The sequence below is a fragment of the Sphingomonas abietis genome, from assembly GCF_027625475.1.
Taxonomy (GTDB): Bacteria; Pseudomonadota; Alphaproteobacteria; order Sphingomonadales; family Sphingomonadaceae; genus Solisphingomonas; species Solisphingomonas abietis.
In genome coordinates, this window is the sequence record NZ_CP115174.1 from 2,884,098 (window position 1) to 2,900,339 (window position 16,242).

At 66.2% G+C, this 16,242-nt stretch carries 19 protein-coding genes; 12 read left to right on the forward strand and 7 right to left on the reverse strand.

Annotated elements, in window-relative coordinates; all coding sequences use genetic code 11:
• Window position 1 precedes the first annotated feature (1 nt).
• The 3 genes from PBT88_RS13720 to trmFO all read left to right on the forward strand — a co-directional run bounded on the left by PBT88_RS13720 (window position 2) and on the right by trmFO (window position 3,678).
• A complete protein-coding gene (locus PBT88_RS13720) occupies window positions 2-961 on the forward strand; it encodes an arginine N-succinyltransferase (protein WP_270079264.1) in 960 nt (319 codons plus the stop codon).
• Window positions 962-1,056: 95 nt separating this feature from the next.
• Window positions 1,057-2,307, forward strand: coding sequence for an N-succinylarginine dihydrolase (locus tag PBT88_RS13725; protein WP_270079265.1), 1,251 nt, complete (start codon window positions 1,057-1,059; stop codon window positions 2,305-2,307).
• A gap of 45 nt (window positions 2,308-2,352) precedes the next feature.
• Complete coding sequence (gene trmFO / locus PBT88_RS13730; protein WP_270075897.1) at window positions 2,353-3,678, forward strand: methylenetetrahydrofolate--tRNA-(uracil(54)-C(5))-methyltransferase (FADH(2)-oxidizing) TrmFO; 1,326 nt, start codon at window positions 2,353-2,355, stop codon at window positions 3,676-3,678.
• Between the two features lie 119 nt (window positions 3,679-3,797).
• Here the strand turns inward: trmFO and PBT88_RS13735 are convergent, their stop codons facing one another.
• Both PBT88_RS13735 and PBT88_RS13740 read right to left on the reverse strand, forming a co-directional pair.
• On the reverse strand, window positions 3,798-4,289 hold the full coding sequence (locus tag PBT88_RS13735) for an EF-hand domain-containing protein (RefSeq protein WP_270075898.1): 492 nt from the start codon (window positions 4,287-4,289) through the stop codon (window positions 3,798-3,800).
• A gap of 53 nt (window positions 4,290-4,342) precedes the next feature.
• Complete coding sequence (locus PBT88_RS13740) at window positions 4,343-5,023, reverse strand: squalene/phytoene synthase family protein (protein ID WP_270075899.1); 681 nt, start codon at window positions 5,021-5,023, stop codon at window positions 4,343-4,345.
• A 153-nt stretch (window positions 5,024-5,176) separates the two neighbouring features.
• Here PBT88_RS13740 and PBT88_RS13745 point away from each other — a divergent pair, with 153 nt between their 5' ends.
• The 3 genes from PBT88_RS13745 to PBT88_RS13755 are packed head-to-tail and all read left to right on the forward strand — an operon-like array spanning window position 5,177 to window position 8,219.
• Window positions 5,177-6,949: a TadE/TadG family type IV pilus assembly protein gene (locus PBT88_RS13745; RefSeq protein WP_270075900.1), complete on the forward strand. Its 1,773-nt coding sequence runs from the start codon at window positions 5,177-5,179 to the stop codon at window positions 6,947-6,949.
• A complete protein-coding gene (locus PBT88_RS13750) occupies window positions 6,946-7,557 on the forward strand; it encodes a TadE/TadG family type IV pilus assembly protein (protein ID WP_270075901.1) in 612 nt (203 codons plus the stop codon). Before PBT88_RS13745 ends, PBT88_RS13750 begins: the two co-directional genes overlap by 4 nt.
• Before the next feature lie 17 nt (window positions 7,558-7,574).
• Window positions 7,575-8,219, forward strand: a complete 645-nt coding sequence (locus PBT88_RS13755) for a TadE/TadG family type IV pilus assembly protein (protein WP_270075902.1) — start codon at window positions 7,575-7,577, stop codon at window positions 8,217-8,219.
• A 34-nt stretch (window positions 8,220-8,253) separates the two neighbouring features.
• On the opposite strand, the gene PBT88_RS13760 is transcribed toward PBT88_RS13755, so the two are convergent.
• The 4 genes from PBT88_RS13760 to eno form a co-directional block, all read right to left on the reverse strand.
• Complete coding sequence (locus PBT88_RS13760; RefSeq protein ID WP_270075903.1) at window positions 8,254-9,672, reverse strand: pyruvate dehydrogenase complex E1 component subunit beta; 1,419 nt, start codon at window positions 9,670-9,672, stop codon at window positions 8,254-8,256.
• Window position 9,673: 1 nt separating this feature from the next.
• Window positions 9,674-10,735: a pyruvate dehydrogenase (acetyl-transferring) E1 component subunit alpha gene (pdhA, locus tag PBT88_RS13765; protein ID WP_407696462.1), complete on the reverse strand. Its 1,062-nt coding sequence runs from the start codon at window positions 10,733-10,735 to the stop codon at window positions 9,674-9,676.
• A 113-nt stretch (window positions 10,736-10,848) separates the two neighbouring features.
• Window positions 10,849-11,157, reverse strand: a complete 309-nt coding sequence (locus PBT88_RS13770) for an FtsB family cell division protein (protein ID WP_270075904.1) — start codon at window positions 11,155-11,157, stop codon at window positions 10,849-10,851.
• Window positions 11,158-11,210: 53 nt separating this feature from the next.
• Window positions 11,211-12,497: a phosphopyruvate hydratase gene (gene eno / locus PBT88_RS13775; RefSeq protein ID WP_270075905.1), complete on the reverse strand. Its 1,287-nt coding sequence runs from the start codon at window positions 12,495-12,497 to the stop codon at window positions 11,211-11,213.
• Window positions 12,498-12,657: 160 nt separating this feature from the next.
• On the opposite strand from eno, the gene PBT88_RS13780 reads away from it, so the two are divergent.
• From PBT88_RS13780 to PBT88_RS13805, 6 genes are all read left to right on the forward strand, one after another.
• Window positions 12,658-13,242 carry a hypothetical protein gene (locus tag PBT88_RS13780; protein WP_270075906.1) on the forward strand — a complete coding sequence of 195 codons (585 nt, stop codon included), beginning with the start codon at window positions 12,658-12,660 and terminating at the stop codon, window positions 13,240-13,242.
• A 21-nt stretch (window positions 13,243-13,263) separates the two neighbouring features.
• Window positions 13,264-13,599, forward strand: a complete 336-nt coding sequence (locus tag PBT88_RS13785; protein WP_270075907.1) for a phage holin family protein — start codon at window positions 13,264-13,266, stop codon at window positions 13,597-13,599.
• A complete protein-coding gene (locus PBT88_RS13790) occupies window positions 13,596-13,988 on the forward strand; it encodes a DUF3618 domain-containing protein (protein WP_270075908.1) in 393 nt (130 codons plus the stop codon). The genes PBT88_RS13785 and PBT88_RS13790 overlap by 4 nt, the downstream gene beginning before the upstream one ends.
• 5 nt (window positions 13,989-13,993) lie before the next feature.
• On the forward strand, window positions 13,994-14,560 hold the full coding sequence (locus PBT88_RS13795; RefSeq protein ID WP_270075909.1) for a hypothetical protein: 567 nt from the start codon (window positions 13,994-13,996) through the stop codon (window positions 14,558-14,560).
• Window positions 14,561-14,662: 102 nt separating this feature from the next.
• Window positions 14,663-15,265 carry an MlaC/ttg2D family ABC transporter substrate-binding protein gene (locus tag PBT88_RS13800; RefSeq protein WP_270075910.1) on the forward strand — a complete coding sequence of 201 codons (603 nt, stop codon included), beginning with the start codon at window positions 14,663-14,665 and terminating at the stop codon, window positions 15,263-15,265.
• A gap of 91 nt (window positions 15,266-15,356) precedes the next feature.
• Window positions 15,357-15,572 carry a DUF4170 domain-containing protein gene (locus tag PBT88_RS13805; protein ID WP_270075911.1) on the forward strand — a complete coding sequence of 72 codons (216 nt, stop codon included), beginning with the start codon at window positions 15,357-15,359 and terminating at the stop codon, window positions 15,570-15,572.
• A 4-nt stretch (window positions 15,573-15,576) separates the two neighbouring features.
• On the opposite strand, the gene PBT88_RS13810 is transcribed toward PBT88_RS13805, so the two are convergent.
• Window positions 15,577-16,221, reverse strand: a complete 645-nt coding sequence (locus PBT88_RS13810; RefSeq protein WP_270075912.1) for a rhomboid family intramembrane serine protease — start codon at window positions 16,219-16,221, stop codon at window positions 15,577-15,579.
• Window positions 16,222-16,242 lie beyond the last annotated feature (21 nt).

Genomic DNA, 16,242 nt, shown 5'->3' on the forward strand with positions numbered 1-16,242 from the left:
GATGGCGAAGCTGACCGGCGGCGGCTTCACCAACCTGCCGCCCGATCGCGACGCGCTTTCCGCCAAGCTCGCCCGCTCCGCCGCCGCCTTCGGCAAGCAGGAGGAGAGCACCGGCGACGACGTGTATCTGCTGATGCTGGAGAAGGTCGAGACCGGCCAGGTGATCGGCACCGGGCAGGTCTTCTCGACGATCGGCAATCGCTGGCCCTTCTACAGCTATCGCACCGGCGTACTGAGCCAGTCGAGCCAGGAGCTCGGCCGCACCTTCCGCGCCGAGATGCTCAACCTCACCACCGATTATGAGGGCACCACCGAGGTCGGCGGCCTGTTCCTGCACCCGCGCGAACGCGCCGGCGGGCTCGGCCTGCTGCTCGCCCGCTCGCGCTACCTGTTCATCCGCCAGCACCGCCAGCGCTTCGCCGACCGGGTGATCGCCGAGCTGCGCGGGGTGATCGACGAGGCCGGCGGATCGCCCTTCTGGGATGGCCTCGCCGGCAAATTCTTCGGCATGAGCTTCCAGGAGGCGGACCAGTTCAACGCCGTCCACGGCAACCAGTTCATCGCCGATCTGATGCCCAAGCACCCGATCTACACCGCCATGCTGCCCGATACGGCCCGCGCCGTGATGGGGATGCCGCACCCGACCGGCCGCGCCGCGATGCGGATGCTGGAGAGCGAGGGCTTCCACCACGAGGGCTATATCGACATCTTCGACGGCGGCCCGACCATGGCAGCGGCGACCGACAGCATCCGATCGGTGCGCGACGCCAAGACGGCGACGCTGGCGGCCACCGATGCCAAGGGCGGCCAGCATGGCCTCGTCGCCAAGGGCCGGCTGACCGATTTCGTCTGCGTCAACGCGACGATCGAGCATCGCGGCGCCGACACCGCGATCGATGCGGCGAGCGCCGCACTGCTCGGCATCTCGCCCGGCCATGAGATCACCTATGTCGCGCGGTAATCTCGCCTCTCCGTTCGTGTCGAGCGAAGTCGAGACATGTTGCGCGTCACGTCCCTCGACTTCGCTCGGGACGAACGGGGGTATTTGTGGCTGATCTGATCGAAATCAATTTCGACGGCATCGTCGGGCCGACCCACAATTATGGCGGCCTCAGTCTCGGCAATCTCGCGTCGAAGAAGAATGCCGGCCAGACCTCCCGCCCCCGCGCCGCCGCGTTGCAGGGGCTGGCCAAGATGCGCGCCAACCTCGCGCTCGGGCTGACCCAGGGCATCCTGCTGCCGCATCGCCGACCCGACGGTGCGTGGCTCGATACGCTCGCCACCGACGCGGCCAGCGCCGGCCCGCTCTGGGCGGCCGCGACCTCGGCTTCGGCGATGTGGGCAGCCAACGCCGCGACCGTCTCGCCCGCGCCCGATGCCGCCGACGGCCGTTGCCACCTCAGCGTCGCCAATCTCGTCACCATGCCGCATCGCAGCCACGAATGGCCCGGCACGCTGGCGCAGCTTGAGATCGCCTTCGCCAACGACGCCTTCGCGGTCCACGGCCCCGTCCCCGCGCCATTCGGAGACGAGGGCGCGGCCAATCATATGCGCCTGTGCGACCATCATGGCGCGTCCGGCGTCGAGGTGTTCGTCTATGGCGAGGCGGGCGGCCCCTTCCCGGCCCGCCAGCACCTTCAGGCCAGCGCCGCCATCGCGCGACGCCATGGGCTCGCCGACGCCCTGTTCGTCCGCCAGTCCAATGAGGCGATCGCCGCCGGCGCCTTCCACAATGACGTCGTCGCCGTCGCCAACGAGCGCGTGCTGTTCGCCCACGAGCAGGCCTTCGCCGACAAGCACCGCTTCTTCGCCGATCTGCGCGCGCGCCTGCCCTCGGTCGAGATCGTGGAGGTGCCGGCAGACGCCGTCAGCCTCGAAGACGCCATCGCCAGCTATTTGTTCAACGCCCAGCTGGTTACGCTGCCCGCCAATGGACCCTATGGCGCCGGCATGGCGCTGATCCTGCCCAGCGAGGCGCAGGGCGTCGGCCGGGTCTGGGCATGGCTGGAGGCGCTGATCGCCGGGAATGGCCCGATCCGCCGCCTGATCCCGGTCGATGTGCGCGAGTCCATGGCCAATGGCGGCGGCCCCGCCTGCCTACGGCTCCGCGTGGTGTGCGATCCGGCGACGGTCGATCCGCGTTTCCTGGTGGACGACGCCAAGCTCGATCGGCTGGCCGCCGTGATCGAGGCGCATTGGCCCGAGCATGTCAGCCCCGAAGAGATCGCCACGCTCGGCCCATGGCCGGAAGCGGTCGCCGCACGCGTCGCCTTGCTGGACGCATTGGATCTCGCCGAACTGATCTGAAACAAAGCGGTCGCGGCACCGGGCGCTTGGCGCTATGGCCGCGCCATGCATGACATTCATATCATCGGCGGCGGCCTCGCCGGGTCCGAAGCCGCGTGGCAGCTCGCCGAAGCCGGCTTCAAGGTGCGCCTTTCCGAAATGCGCGGCGTCGAGGGCACGCCCGCCCACCATACCGACGATCTCGCCGAACTGGTCTGCTCGAACAGCTTCCGGTCGGACGACGCCGAGAAGAATGCGGTCGGCCTGCTCCATGAGGAGATGCGGACGCTGGGATCGCTGATCCTGCGCGAGGGCGATGCCCACCGCGTGCCCGCCGGATCGGCGCTGGCGATGGATCGCGACGGCTTCTCCGCCGGCGTCACCGCCGCGATCACCGCCCATCCCAACATCGAACTGGTCCGCGAGCGGATCGACGCGCTGCCGGACGGGCCAGCGATCATCGCCACCGGCCCGCTCACCGCCGCCAATCTCGCCGGCGCGATCGCCGCCGAGACCGGGCAGGACGCGCTCGCCTTCTTCGACGCCATCGCCCCGATCGTCCACCGCGACAGCATCGACATGGAAACCTGCTGGTTCCAGTCGCGCTGGAACAAGGGCGACGGCAAGGATTACATCAACTGCCCGATGAACCGGGAGGAGTATGACGCCTTCATCCAGGCGCTGCTCGACGGCGAGAAGACCGAGTTCAAGCAGTGGGAAAAGGACACCCCCTATTTCGACGGCTGCATGCCGATCGAGGTGATGGCGTCGCGCGGCAAGGAGACGCTGCGCCACGGCCCGATGAAGCCGGTCGGCCTCGACGATCCGCGCACCGGGCGCTGGCCCTGCGCCGTCGTCCAGCTGCGGCAGGATAATGCGCTGGGCACGCTGTGGAACATCGTCGGCTTCCAGACCAAGCTCAAGCATGCCGAGCAGGTCCGCATCTTCCGGATGATCCCCGGCCTCCAGAATGCCGAGTTCGCGCGGCTGGGCGGCCTGCATCGCAACACCTTCCTGCGCTCGCCGGTGCTGCTCGACGACACCTTCCGCCTGAAGAGCCGCCTCCATGTGCGCTTCGCGGGCCAGATCACCGGCTGCGAGGGCTATGTCGAGAGCGCCGCGATCGGGCTGCTGGCGGGGCGCTTCGCCGCCGCCGAGCTGGCCGGCCGCACGCTGGCGCCGCCCCCGCCGACGACGGCGCTGGGCGCGCTGCTCGGCCACATCACCGGGGGCGGCGAGGCCGACACCTATCAGCCGATGAACGTCAATTTCGGGCTGTTCCCGCCGTTCGAATCGCTGCCGCGCAAGGCCGATCGCAAGCTCGCCTACACCAATCGCGCCCGCGCCGATCTGGCGACGTGGCAGGAAGAGATCGCGGCAGTGCCCGCTTAAGCAAACTGTGCTCCTGCAAAAGCAGGAGCACAGAGCCTCAGGCGTGGCCGCTCCTCACCTGGGCTCCTGCCTCCGCAGGAGCACGGGAAGCCCAACATTCCACCGCATGCCGGCCCGCCCTAACCATTATCCTCCCCGCTATCCGTCGCCGCCGGCGCCGCCTGGCCGGCCGGCGGGCAGCGCGGCCTGGCCTTGCGGACCACCCGCGTCGTCGCGAACTCCTGGGGGTCGAGCGCGCCCGATCGGTCGGCGTCGGCGGCGGCGAACTTGGCCTCGCCCTTCACCGCATATTCGTCGAACGACAATTTGCCGTCGCCATTGCTATCGAGCTTGGCGAAGTTGCGGCGGCGGGCGGCGAGATATTCGTCGCGATCGATCTTGCCATCCTTGTTGTGATCGGATCGGCTGAACCGCTTCTGCTCGCGGGTCTGCTCGGTGGCCTGGGGCGCATCCACTGCCACCGGCGCGGTGGCGACCGGCGCGGCGAAAGCCTGGGCCAGTACCGGCGGCGGCGGAATATGCTCGTCCCGACTGGCGAGGCCGGTCCAGATCAGGAACCCGGCCGTCACCAGAAACAACGCCGATGCCACCCCCGCGAGATATCGCCACATCGCTCGACCTCCCCAGACCTCCCCCGATGCGGCGAGCCTAGCGCGCCATGACGTCAGCGGCCAGTCCAGCGATGCGCGAGCAGTCGGAGCAGCCGCCCGCGCGAGGCCGGCGGCCGCAGCGCCTCATGCCCGCGCCGCGCATCCTCCCGCGCCAGCACCGCCAACATGCCGAGCGGACGCAGAGCATTGGGCCAGCGCGTCGCCATCGCGCGGTCGAGCGGTGGCCGCGCAGCGCTTAACACGGCAACGACGCGGTCGCGCGTCGATAGATGGCGGGCGAGATCGGTCAGCGCCCAACCCGCGCCTGCGCCGGCCAGCCGCTGGGCATCGGCATCCCGGCTTCCCAGCAAGCCCCCGGCCAGAGCGAAAAGCGCAGCCCCACGCCGCTCGGCATGCCATGCGATGGTCGCGTCCGTCAGGTCCGGATCGTCAAGCAACACCTCCCAACCTTCGGTCAAATCCGCCAGCGCGGCGCCGGGCAGGCCCGATTGGGAGAGCGCCAGCAACAACGGCTCGGGCGGGACGCTGCCGCCGTCCAGCGCTGCCAGAGCATCGCGCCACCAGGTCAGCCGCAGGAGACCGATGGTGGGTTCGCGCGCCCGCGCCACCAGACTGCCGAGATGGGCATCGAGCTCGAAGAGACTGGCCACGCGCCGGCGCTTATTTTCCGGCAGATAGGCGAGCGCGATCTCGATTTCCGGCGGGAGCGGCGCCTCCCGGTCCACGTTCGTCATCGTAACCGCGTTCGCATGGGCATTGTCATCCGGCCATCTGCCTCTCGAAGCCATCTCCGTTCGCGCCGCGCCCGGCGCCCGTCAACGCCTTATTAGCGGTTGGACGCTATCCAGCAGGCGCGGGAAATCCCTTGTCCTGCGGAGGTCTACAGAATGCGGTCGCAGCGGATTGGCAATGTCTTCACCCTGTTCGCGCGCATGATGCGCGACAAGGGTGGCAACGTGCTCATGATCGCCGCAGCCGCGATGATCCCGCTGACCGGGATGGTGGGCGGCGCCATCGATCTCAGCCGACTCTATCTGGTCAAGGTCCGTCTCCAGCACGCTTGCGACGCCGGCGCGCTCGCCGGCCGCCGGTCGATGGCCGGCGGCGCATGGGGCGCCGACGATCTGTCCGTCGCCAATCAGTTCTTCACCGGCAATTTCCTGAACGGCGCCTACGGCACCGGCACGGTGACGACGGCCTTCACCCAGCCGACCGGAAGCACGACCGTGCATGGCGTCGCCTCGACGACCGTGCCGATGACGCTGATGCGGGTGTTCGCCATCCCCACCAAGACGGTGTCCGTCAGCTGCGATTCCGACATGCAGATGCCCAACACCGATGTGATGTTCGTGCTCGACAACACCGGCTCGATGTCGTGCGATCCCAATGGCAATAGCTGCTACTCGGGTTCGACGTCGAAGATCTACGGTCTCAAGAACGCGGTCAAATGCTTCTATGAGGTTCTGGCCCAGCTCAAAACGAACGGCAGCTGCACGAGCACGATCACCAATGCCGGTATAGCGAACGGAACCCAGCTGCGCTTTGGCTTCGTGCCCTACACGACCAACGTCAACCTCAAAAGCCTCCTGCTGCCGTCGAACTACTATGCGACGAGCTGGCCTTACCAGTCGCGTGAAGTCTACCAATATTGGGGCAACTGGTCTAACACCAACATATCCTGCAACAACGTCCCGCAGAACACATCCACCACGCAATATCAAAAGGTCACGACCAACAACTACGGATGGGGCGGCGGCACGAGCTGCACGGTCCAGTCGCGCACGCTCAGCAACGAATGGCATTATGGCCAGGTCAACCTCAACCTCAGCGGATTCAGCCCGTCGAGCAGCAGCGTTTCCCTGCCTATCGGAAACAATTACACCAACACTTCGGTGACATGGGATGGCTGCACCGAAGAGGCCGCGGCAACCACCGACATCAACTCGATGGCCGACGGCCAGCTCGCGCCGGCATTGCCCGACGCCATCTACCTGCGCGCTTCGGGAACGGGTTCGTTGAGCAGCAACAGCATGACGACCAGCGACCAGTATACGACCAGCAATTATTACAACAGCGTCCGCGCCAATTTCTATTTCTGTCCCACCGCGGCGCAGAAACTACAGACCTGGTCGACCTCCACGTTCGACAACTATGTCGATTCGCTGGTCGCGTCCGGCAACACCTATCACGATGTCGGGATGCTTTGGGGCGGCCGCCTGCTCTCGCCCGAAGGCATTTACAAGACGGATAACACCACCACCGCCACCGGCGGCCAGATCCAGCGGCACATGATCTTCATGACCGACGGCGATGCCCAGTCGTTCGCCTGCGATTATCAGCAGTTCGGCATCGCCTGGTGGGATCGGCGAACGGACAGCAATGTCGGCTCGGCCTCCAATTGCGCCGGCGTCAACTCCACGCTGTCCAACGACATCAACACGCGCCTCGCCGCGCTCTGCACCTCAGTGAAGGCCGAGCCCAACACGATCCTCTGGGTGATCTCCTTCGGGGGCACCGGGATCGCAAGCGATACCAAGCAGCGCCTGCAGACCTGCGCCACCGACAGTTCGCACTATTTCGATGCCACCTCCAACGCGAGCCTGCAGACGGCCTTCCAGACGATCGCTGCCAAAATCGCGCAGTTGAGGATCACAAAATGACGGCCGCCGTCCGGCTCGGCGATGTCGGTTCGAACGAATCCGGCGTCACGCTCGTCGAATTCGCCCTGCTCGCACCCGTCTTCATGATCCTGTTGATGGGCATGTTCGACGTCGCGCACACGCTCTACATGGAGGCCGCTCTGGAGGGCGTCGTGCAGAAGACGGCACGCGATTCCTCGATCCAGGACAACAACACCGCCGCTGGCCAAGCGGCGCTCGATGCGACGATCACGGCACAGGTGAAGAGGCTGGACAATGTCGCGGTCGTTACGCCCACGCGTCTGTATTATAAGGATTATGCTGACGCGGCCCGCCAATATGAGCCGTTCAGCGACGCCAATGGCGACGGCAAATGCGACAATAACGAATCCTATACCGACGAAAACGGCAACGGTGTCTGGGATGCGCAGCTCGGCACCAACTCGGGCGGCGCCCAGGACAAGACGCTCTACAAGGTCACCGTCACCTATCCACGGCTATTTCCGATGGCAGGCCTGATCGGTCTTCCCAAGACGGTGACGCTGATGGCGGAAACCGTCCTCGCCGTTCAGCCCTATGCCGACCAAGTGACCTATTCGAGCACGCCCCAGACCCTTCACTGCAGTTGAGCGCGAGCACCTCCACCATGTCCACCCTCTTCCGCCGATTGACCGCTGTGGGTCGCGATCACCACGCCGTCGCCCTCATCGAGTTCGCGCTCGTTCTGCCGCTCCTCGTCTTGCTCGGCCTCACGGGAGCGGAATATGCCAACTTCATCACCACCAAGATGCGGATCAGCCAGATCGCCCTGATGGTGGCCGACAATGGTTCACGCATGGGCAGCGACCAGAACGGTTCGACGGCGGTGAGCGAAACCGATATCCAGGATACATTCACCGGCGCACAGATCCAGTCGGCGGCATTGGACATGAAGACCAACGGCCGCATCATCCTGTCCCAGCTCGAGCCGGTCGCGAGCCCCAATACGACAGGGAAATACAAGATCACTTGGCAACGCTGCTATGGCGCCCAGACCCATGCTTCACTGTATGGCGTCCAGGGTGCGACGAACCTCGTGGGCATAGGCCCCGTCAACCAGCAGGTGACCGCCGCCGATTACAATGCGACGATGTTTGTCGAGGTCTATTACGCCTATAAGCCGCTCATTTCTGCGAAGCTGATCCCTCGTCTGCTTCTCGACGAGACGGCTTCGATGGCGGTACGCGACTCACGCTTGCTCGGCACACCGGTCGATCCCTCAAACGTCGGCACCGGCACCGCCTGCAGTTGAGCCCCGACCGGTCCACCAGCCGGGGCTCACATTCTCAGCTTTTGTAGCAGACCTTCTTCGCCGCAACGATCACGTCCTCGACCTTGATCATCGCAAGCTTTTCGAGGTTGGCGGCATAAGGCAGCGGCACGTCGACATTGGTGACGCGCAGCACCGGCGCATCGAGATCGTCGAAGCCCTGCTCCATCACCACCGCGGCGATCTCGGACGAGATCGAGCAGGTCGGCCAGCCCTCTTCCACCATCACCAGGCGGTTGGTCTTGGCCAGCGACTTGAGTACCGTCGCGGTGTCGAGCGGACGGATCGTGCGCAGATCGACCACTTCGGCGTCGATGCCCTCTTCGGCCAGCTTCGCCGCCGCCTGCAAGGCGACGCCGACGCCGATCGAGTAACTGACCAGGGTGACGTCCTTGCCTTCACGGGCGATGCGCGCCTTGCCGATCGGCAGCACGAAATCGTCCAGCTTGGGCACGTCGAAGCTCTGGCCATAGAGCAGCTCATTCTCGAGAAACACGACCGGATCTTCCGACCGGATCGCCGCCTTGAGCAGCCCCTTGGCATCGGCCGCGCTGTACGGCGCGATCACGATCAGGCCGGGCACCGCGGCATACCAGGGCGCATAGTTCTGCGAATGCTGCGCGCCGACGCGGGCGGCGGCACCGTTCGGACCACGGAACACCATCGGCGCGCGCATCTGGCCGCCGGACATATAGTTGGTCTTGGCGGCCGAGTTGATGATGTGGTCGATCGCCTGCATGGCGAAGTTGAACGTCATGAACTCCACGATCGGGCGCAGGCCCGCCATCGCCGCGCCGGTGCCGACGCCGGCGAAGCCATATTCGGTGATCGGCGTATCGATCACGCGGCGCGCGCCGAACTCCTCGAGCAGCCCCTGGGTCACCTTGTAGGCACCCTGATACTGCGCGACCTCCTCGCCCATCACGAACACGCGATCGTCGGTGCGCATCTCCTCGGCCATCGCGTCGCGCAGCGCTTCGCGAACCGTGGTCTTCACCATTTCGGTGCCTTCGGGGATTTCCGGATCGCGGGCGTCGATGCCGGCCTTCTCGGACTTCGCCACGTCGGCGACGAGATCGCGGGCGCCGGATTCCATCTGGTGCGGCGTGCTCGCATCGGGCAGCGGCGCCTCGACCTCATCGCTCTTGGGCGCTTCGGCCTTGGGTGCGGCCTTGACCGAGGCAGCATCCTCGTCCTCGCCCGCCAGCATCGCGATGGCGACACCGACCTTCACATTGTCGGTGCCCTCGGGCACCAGGATCTGGGCGATCGTGCCCTCGTCCACCGCCTCGAATTCCATCGTCGCCTTGTCGGTCTCGATCTCGGCGAGGATGTCGCCGGACTTCACGACGTCACCTTCCTTGACCAGCCACTTGGCCAGCGTGCCCTCTTCCATCGTGGGCGACAGCGCCGGCATCTTCAGTTCGATCGCCATCTCAGTACGTCCCCACCAGCACGTCGGTATAGAGTTCCTTCGGATCGGGCTCCGGCGACTGCTCGGCGAAGTCGGCCGCCTCCGCGACCTTCTGGCGGATATCCTTGTCGGTCTTCTTGAGGTCTTCCTCGGACACGCCGAGCGCTTCCAGCTCGCGCTTCACCGCGTCGATGCAGTCGGACGAATCCTTCATCGCCTGCACCTCCTCGCGCGTCCGGTACTTGGCCGGATCGGACATCGAGTGGCCGCGATAGCGATAGGTCTTGAGCTCCATCACGATCGGGCCCTTGCCCGCGCGCACCCACTTGAGCGCCTCCTCGATGGCGCCGCGCACCGCCAGCACGTCCATGCCGTCGACCTGCATGCCCGGCACGCGGAAGCTCTCGCCGCGGCGATAGAGCTGATCCTCGGACGACGAGCGGTTGACCGCGGTGCCCATGGCGTAGCCGTTATTCTCGATCACGAAGATGATCGGGAGCTTCCACAGCTCCGCCATGTTCATGCTCTCATAGACCTGGCCCTGGTTGGCCGCGCCGTCGCCGAAATAGGCGAGGCAGACACCGCCATCGTCGGCATATTTATGCTTGAAGGCGAGGCCGGTGCCGAGGCTGACCTGCGCGCCGACGATGCCGTGGCCGCCGTAGAATTTATGCTCGACGCTGAACATGTGCATCGAGCCGCCCTTGCCCTTCGAGATGCCGGCCTGGCGCCCCGTCAGCTCGGCCATGATGACCTTGGGATCGATGCCGTAGGCGAGCATGTGGCCATGGTCGCGATAGCCGGTGATAACGCTGTCTTTCTCGTTATCGAGAGCCGACTGCAAGCCAACGGCGACCGCCTCCTGGCCGATATAGAGATGGCAGAAGCCGCCGATCAGGCCGAGGCCATAGAGCTGCCCGGCGCGCTCTTCGAAGCGGCGGATCAGCGTCATCTGGCGGTAGAATTCGAGGAGTTCTTCCTTGGTCGCCTTGTAGCGATCGGGCTCGCCCGGGCGCTCGCGATTGGGAATCGGGTCGGCCTTGGGCGCTGCGGCCCCGGTCGTCTTCGTAGATGCTCTCGCCAAAGTTCAGGCCTCTCGCTGGGCGTTGGTTCCGCGGGGTATAGGCGCTTCCGACGGGAACACGCAACGGGAGCCGCTTGTTGCGTTTGCAGGTAACGCAGTTGCAAAAACTGCAATCAAGGCGCCTGGATGATCACTTCGTCCGGACGGGCGAGGCCCATGTCACGACGCACCAGCTCATCGGCCATGTCGGGATCGACATGGCGGGCGTCGAGCAGCGATACCTTGTGGGCCAGCGCGGCGCGCTGAGCCTCGACGGCCTTGAGCTGCGCCTGACGCTGGGCCAGCTGCGCCTTATAGTCGCCGAGCGCCATCAGGCCGTTCGGCCCGGCAATGGCGTAGCCCGCGAAATTGCCGATCACGAGCAACGCCAGAGCCGGCGCGATCGCGGCACGAATGATCGAGAAAGGACGCCCCCTACGCATAAGAGGCATCAATGAGTCAAATCGTGCCGCGACTCAAGGGATTTCCTTGAGATTCAACCCACTTTCGTCGCAAATGCAGACCGTCCTGCGTAGCGCGCCGTCGAGCCGAGCTCTTCCTCGATGCGGATCAGTTGGTTGTACTTGGCGAGCCGGTCCGACCGGGCGAGCGAGCCGGTCTTGATCTGGCCGCAGTTGGTGGCGACCGCGAGATCGGCGATGGTGGCATCCTCGGTCTCGCCCGAGCGATGCGACATCACGGCGGTGTAGCGCGCACGCTGCGCCATGTTCACCGCTTCCAGCGTCTCGGTCAGCGAGCCGATCTGGTTGACCTTGACCAGCAGCGAGTTGGCGATGCCCTCGCTGATGCCGCGCGCGAGGCGCTTGGGGTTGGTGACGAACAGATCGTCGCCGACGAGCTGGACCTTGTCGCCGATCTTGTCGGTCAGCGCCTTCCAGCCCTCCCAATCATCCTCGCCCATGCCGTCCTCGATCGACCAGATCGGGTAGCGCGCGGCGAGATCGGCGAGATAATCGACCATCTCCAGCGAGGAGAGCGTCTTGCCCTCGCCCGAGATCACGTAATTGCCGCCCTTGTAGAATTCGGTGGCGGCGCAATCGAGCGCCAGTGCGACCTGCTCGCCGGGCTTGTAGCCGGCCTTCTCGATCGACTTGAGGATGAACTCGATCGCCTCGTTGGTCGAACCGATATTGGGCGCGAAGCCGCCCTCGTCGCCGATGCCGGTGCTGAGCCCCGCCTCGGACAGCCCCTTCTTCAGCGTGTGGAAGATCTCCGAGCCCCAGCGCACCGCCTCGGCGATGGTGTCGGCGCCGTGGGGGACGATCATGAACTCCTGGAAGTCGATCGGGTTGTCGGCATGCTCGCCGCCATTGATGATGTTCATCATCGGCACCGGCAGGACATGCGCCGAAACACCGCCGACATAGCGATAGAGCGGCAGGCCGCGGCTGTCGGCGGCGGCCTTGGCGACCGCGAGGCTGACGCCCAAGATGGCGTTGGCGCCGAGCTTGGACTTGTTCTCGGTGCCGTCGAGCGCGATCATCGCGGCGTCGATCTCGGCCTGGTCCTCGGCTTCGTAATCGACCAGCGCCTTGGCGATCTTCTCGTTGACGGCCTTCACCGCCTTGAGCACGCCCTTGCCGCTGTAGCGGGACTTGTCGCCGTCGCGCTTCTCGACGGCTTCGTGCGCGCCGGTCGAGGCGCCGGAGGGCACGGCGGCACGGCCGAAGCTGCCATCCTCCAGCGTGACGTCGACTTCTACCGTCGGATTGCCGCGGCTATCGAGAATTTCGCGCGCATGGATGTCGATGATGGCGGTCATGAAGGCTCTCCAGTTGGGCTCGGGCCGGCTGTTAGCGGCGCAACGGCGGGGAGGCAATCGACTCGGCCGGACGCTTTCTACGGAACCGCCCAAGAGACGGCTGGTTTTGTGAGGGATGGCGCGGCTATGATCGCGCACGTAACGAACGAAGAGGTTCGCCATGGCCGATACGCTTCCCGAAGGCACCGATCACATCATTCCCGGTGCCGCCAACAATTCCACCCGCGACCGGCTGAAGGCGGACGCCGCCGATCTGCGCGACAAGGCCTCCGCCAAGGCGGCCGACCTCAAGGGCCAGGCCACCGACAAGGCCCGCGAATATGCCGACGAAGGCAAGGCGCGCGCGTCGGCAGGCCTCGATTCGGTCGCCAAGATGATCGGCGACAGCGCCGCGCAGATCGATGAGAAGCTCGGCTCGGCCTATGGCGATTATGCCCGCAAGGCCGGCGATGCCGTGGCCGGCTTCTCGGCCTCGCTGCGCGACAAGGATGTCGAGGAGCTGTTCGACGACGCCCGCAACCTCGTGCGCGGTTCGCCCGCGATCGCGATCGGTGCGGCCGCCGCGGCGGGCTTCGTGATCGCCCGGATTATCAAGGCCGGCAGCGAAGCGCTGGAAGAGACCGCGCAGGCGGCCGAGCCCAAGGCCCGCAAGGCCAAGGCCAAGGCCGACACGGTGGCGGAAGACGACGGCGCCCCCGCGCGCAAGACGGCCGCCAAGCGCAAGCCGCGCACGCCTGCGTCCTAAGACCGGACGAGAGGGGGCGCGATGCTCGGTCTGGGTGGCCTGATCAGCCAAGTCTGGGAGGATGGGCGCGCGCTCGTCCACGCAGAGGTGCGGCTGCTCAAGAGCAAGGCCTTCGCTATTATCCGGCGGTCGAGGGCCGCGATCATCCTGGTGCTGATCGCGGGCTGCTTTGCCCTGGCGTCGGTGATGGCGCTGATGCTGGGCCTCGTCCTGGCGCTGGCGCCGCTCGTCGGCGCGGCGCTGGCGGGCGTGATCCTGATGGCCGGCGGGCTGGTGCTGGCCGGCCTGCTGGTGTGGATCGCGATCCGCCTGATCGCCGGCCCGCCGCCCAAACCCGAAGTGGAGACGCCCGCATGAGCCTGCTCAAGCGCCTCTTTTCCAACGTGAACAATGTCGAGGCCGCGCAGGCCGAGGCCGATGCGGCGCGCGGGCGGCTGGTCGCGACGATCGAGGAAATCCACCTGCGGATCAGCCCCCGCAACCTGATGGACGAGGCGATGTCGCAGGTCCGCACCCGCTCGGCCGGGATCGCGCAGGGCGCCAGCGTGATCGTGCGGGAACGGCCGGCCACGGTGGCCGCCGGCGCCGGCGTGATCGCGCTGCTGCTGGCCGCCAAACCCCTGGCGCGGATCGCCGGAACTTTTCTGCACAAGCGTGCCGCGCCGCAGGAAACTCCAGCGCCCAAACTCCGTTCACCCCGCAAGCGCAAGATTGCCAAGACCGCGCAGCCCGCTTCAGAAGGATAAGGCCGATGACCGCAACCTCCGACGGCGAGAACGTCCCCGCCTCCACCCGCCAGGCCATTCGCGACGGCATCGACGATGCCTATGCCAAGGCCAACAAGGCCGCGCACGGCGCCGTGGAGCGCACCAAGGACGGGCTGGACCAGGCCAGGGGCAAGATGTCCGAAGCCTATGAGACGAGCCGCGAGAAGGCGTCCGAAGCCTATGCCGCCGCGCGCGAGAAGGCCCGGAGCGCCACCGAGGCTGCCAAGAAGTCCGCAGCGGACGGCCTCGATTCCAATCCGATCTCGGCGCTGCTCGGTGGCCTCGCCATCGGTGCGGTGATCGGCGCGCTGCTGCCTCGCACGGAACGCGAGGCCAAGGTGCTCGGCACGGTCGGCGAAAAGGTGCGCGGCGCCGCCGGCGAGGCGATCGAGGCGGCCAAGGGCGCCGGGCGCGACAAGCTCGACGAGCTCGGTCTCAACCGGGATCATGCACGCGAGGCGATGAAGTCGCTGCTCGATGGCGCCATCGCCGCGGTCGGCTCGGCCAGCACCGCCGCGATCGACAGCGCCAAGAAGAAAACCGGCGCCTGAACTTGTCATCGCAGCCTGCGTTCATCCCGGCACGGCTATAGAATCGCCCATCTTATCGAATCCGGACCCGTATTCGTCCGGATCATTGTCACGGAGTTTCGCATGCATTCTTTTCGCCTGATGTTCGGTGCCGCCCTGATCGGCATGGCCGGTGTCGCCGCCCCGATGATCGCCGCTCCCGCTGCCGCTGCCGCCGTCGACAACAGCGATCCGTCGCGCTTCGTCACCACGCTGTCGACGCAGGCCTTCGGCGTGCTGCATACCGGCAGCAAGGATGCCGCCCGCGCGCAGTTCCGCAGCCTGCTCGGCCAATATTTCGCGGTCGACGAGATCGGCGACCGCCTGATCCGCCGCTGGAAGCCGCAGATCACGCCGGCGCAGGACCAGGCCTACAAGGCCGCCCTGCCGGGCTTCATCATCAACACCTATGCCGATCGCCTGTTCGATTATGCCAATGCCCAGGTGAAGGTGGTTCGCGCCGTTCCCCGTGGCGACGGCGCCGCGGTGGTCACGCAGGTGATCCAGCCGGGCAGCAGCCCGATCACCGCGATCTGGACGGTCGAGAAGATCGGCGGCGGCTACAAGGTGTCGAACCTCACCGTCTCCGGGATCAACCTGGTGCTGACCCAGACCGCCGATTTCGACTCCTATGTGCAGAAGAACGGCTTCGACAAGCTGGTCACCTTCATGAAGTCCCGCGGATAAGCGGAATGCCGACGCTGTCGCGCCGCCCCTTGTGCGGCGCGACAAAGGCGCTTACGCGGCAGCCGCATCACTACAATCGGCAGGTGTCCTCATGAGCAAGCTCCACCTCGTTTTCGGCGGCCGCGTCACCGATCCCCAGGGCCTCGATTTCGAGGATCTCAAGGCGATCGATTTCGTCGGCCTGTTTCCCGATCTCGCCAGCGCCAAGGATGCATGGCGCAGCGCCTCGCAGCGTTCGATCGACGATGCCGAGATGAAATATGTGGTGGTGCATCTCCACCGCCTGCTCGAGCCCGAGCAGATCTGATCGCTCAGGCGTTGCGGTAGCGGAACAGGAGCAAGGGCCGGGCCAGCACAAGCCCGGCCAAGAATCCGCCGACATGCGCGGGCGTCGCGATGGCCCCGCCCGCCGGCACCCCGGGCACGCCCGCCGACGCGATGTCGAGCAGCGCCTGCAGGCCGACCCACGCCGCCGCCAGCCACAGAACCTGTAGCCATTGGCCGGAGATCGGCCCCCAGCCGGTCGTGCGCTTGGGGCTGTAGAGCAGCGCGTAAGCGCCGATCACCGCCGACCCCGCCCCGCTCGCACCGATCATCACATCGGCGCTGTGCGGCATATAGGCATATTGCGCGGCCGCCGAGGCATAGGCACCCGCCACATAGAGCAGGACGAGCGCGACAGGCCCGATCGAGGCCTCGACCAGCCGGCCGCAAAAGGCGATCATCAGCAGATTGAAGACGACATGCCAGACGCCGCCATGCACCAGCGTGGCGCTGAGCGGCGTCAGCCATGCCGGGGCGGCGCCGGCGACCGCCAGACCGTCGGAGAAACGCGCGGGGATGAACCCCGCCAGCATCGCGACGCGATCGAGCTGCCCGGCGAGCAGGGCCGCACAGAAAGCGAGGCCCGTGATCGCGCAGATCGCGATGGTCGCCCGTGCGGGCGGCAGCCGCATGATCGAGATCCCTTAAGGCTG

What these genes read in the sequence shown, in the direction of transcription:
- PBT88_RS13720 (WP_270079264.1), top strand. Translation starts at nt 2, where the DNA reads ATGGCGAAGCTGACCGGCGGCGGCTTCACCAACCTGCCGCCCGATCGC.
- trmFO (WP_270075897.1), top strand. Translation starts at nt 2,353, where the DNA reads ATGCATGACATTCATATCATCGGCGGCGGCCTCGCCGGGTCCGAAGCC.
- PBT88_RS13735 (WP_270075898.1), bottom strand. Translation starts at nt 4,289, where the DNA reads ATGTGGCGATATCTCGCGGGGGTGGCATCGGCGTTGTTTCTGGTGACG.
- PBT88_RS13740 (WP_270075899.1), bottom strand. Translation starts at nt 5,023, where the DNA reads ATGACGAACGTGGACCGGGAGGCGCCGCTCCCGCCGGAAATCGAGATC.
- PBT88_RS13745 (WP_270075900.1), top strand. Translation starts at nt 5,177, where the DNA reads ATGCGGTCGCAGCGGATTGGCAATGTCTTCACCCTGTTCGCGCGCATG.
- PBT88_RS13750 (WP_270075901.1), top strand. Translation starts at nt 6,946, where the DNA reads ATGACGGCCGCCGTCCGGCTCGGCGATGTCGGTTCGAACGAATCCGGC.
- PBT88_RS13755 (WP_270075902.1), top strand. Translation starts at nt 7,575, where the DNA reads ATGTCCACCCTCTTCCGCCGATTGACCGCTGTGGGTCGCGATCACCAC.
- PBT88_RS13760 (WP_270075903.1), bottom strand. Translation starts at nt 9,672, where the DNA reads ATGGCGATCGAACTGAAGATGCCGGCGCTGTCGCCCACGATGGAAGAG.
- PBT88_RS13770 (WP_270075904.1), bottom strand. Translation starts at nt 11,157, where the DNA reads ATGCGTAGGGGGCGTCCTTTCTCGATCATTCGTGCCGCGATCGCGCCG.
- eno (WP_270075905.1), bottom strand. Translation starts at nt 12,497, where the DNA reads ATGACCGCCATCATCGACATCCATGCGCGCGAAATTCTCGATAGCCGC.
- PBT88_RS13780 (WP_270075906.1), top strand. Translation starts at nt 12,658, where the DNA reads ATGGCCGATACGCTTCCCGAAGGCACCGATCACATCATTCCCGGTGCC.
- PBT88_RS13785 (WP_270075907.1), top strand. Translation starts at nt 13,264, where the DNA reads ATGCTCGGTCTGGGTGGCCTGATCAGCCAAGTCTGGGAGGATGGGCGC.
- PBT88_RS13790 (WP_270075908.1), top strand. Translation starts at nt 13,596, where the DNA reads ATGAGCCTGCTCAAGCGCCTCTTTTCCAACGTGAACAATGTCGAGGCC.
- PBT88_RS13795 (WP_270075909.1), top strand. Translation starts at nt 13,994, where the DNA reads ATGACCGCAACCTCCGACGGCGAGAACGTCCCCGCCTCCACCCGCCAG.
- PBT88_RS13800 (WP_270075910.1), top strand. Translation starts at nt 14,663, where the DNA reads ATGCATTCTTTTCGCCTGATGTTCGGTGCCGCCCTGATCGGCATGGCC.
- PBT88_RS13805 (WP_270075911.1), top strand. Translation starts at nt 15,357, where the DNA reads ATGAGCAAGCTCCACCTCGTTTTCGGCGGCCGCGTCACCGATCCCCAG.
- PBT88_RS13810 (WP_270075912.1), bottom strand. Translation starts at nt 16,221, where the DNA reads ATGCGGCTGCCGCCCGCACGGGCGACCATCGCGATCTGCGCGATCACG.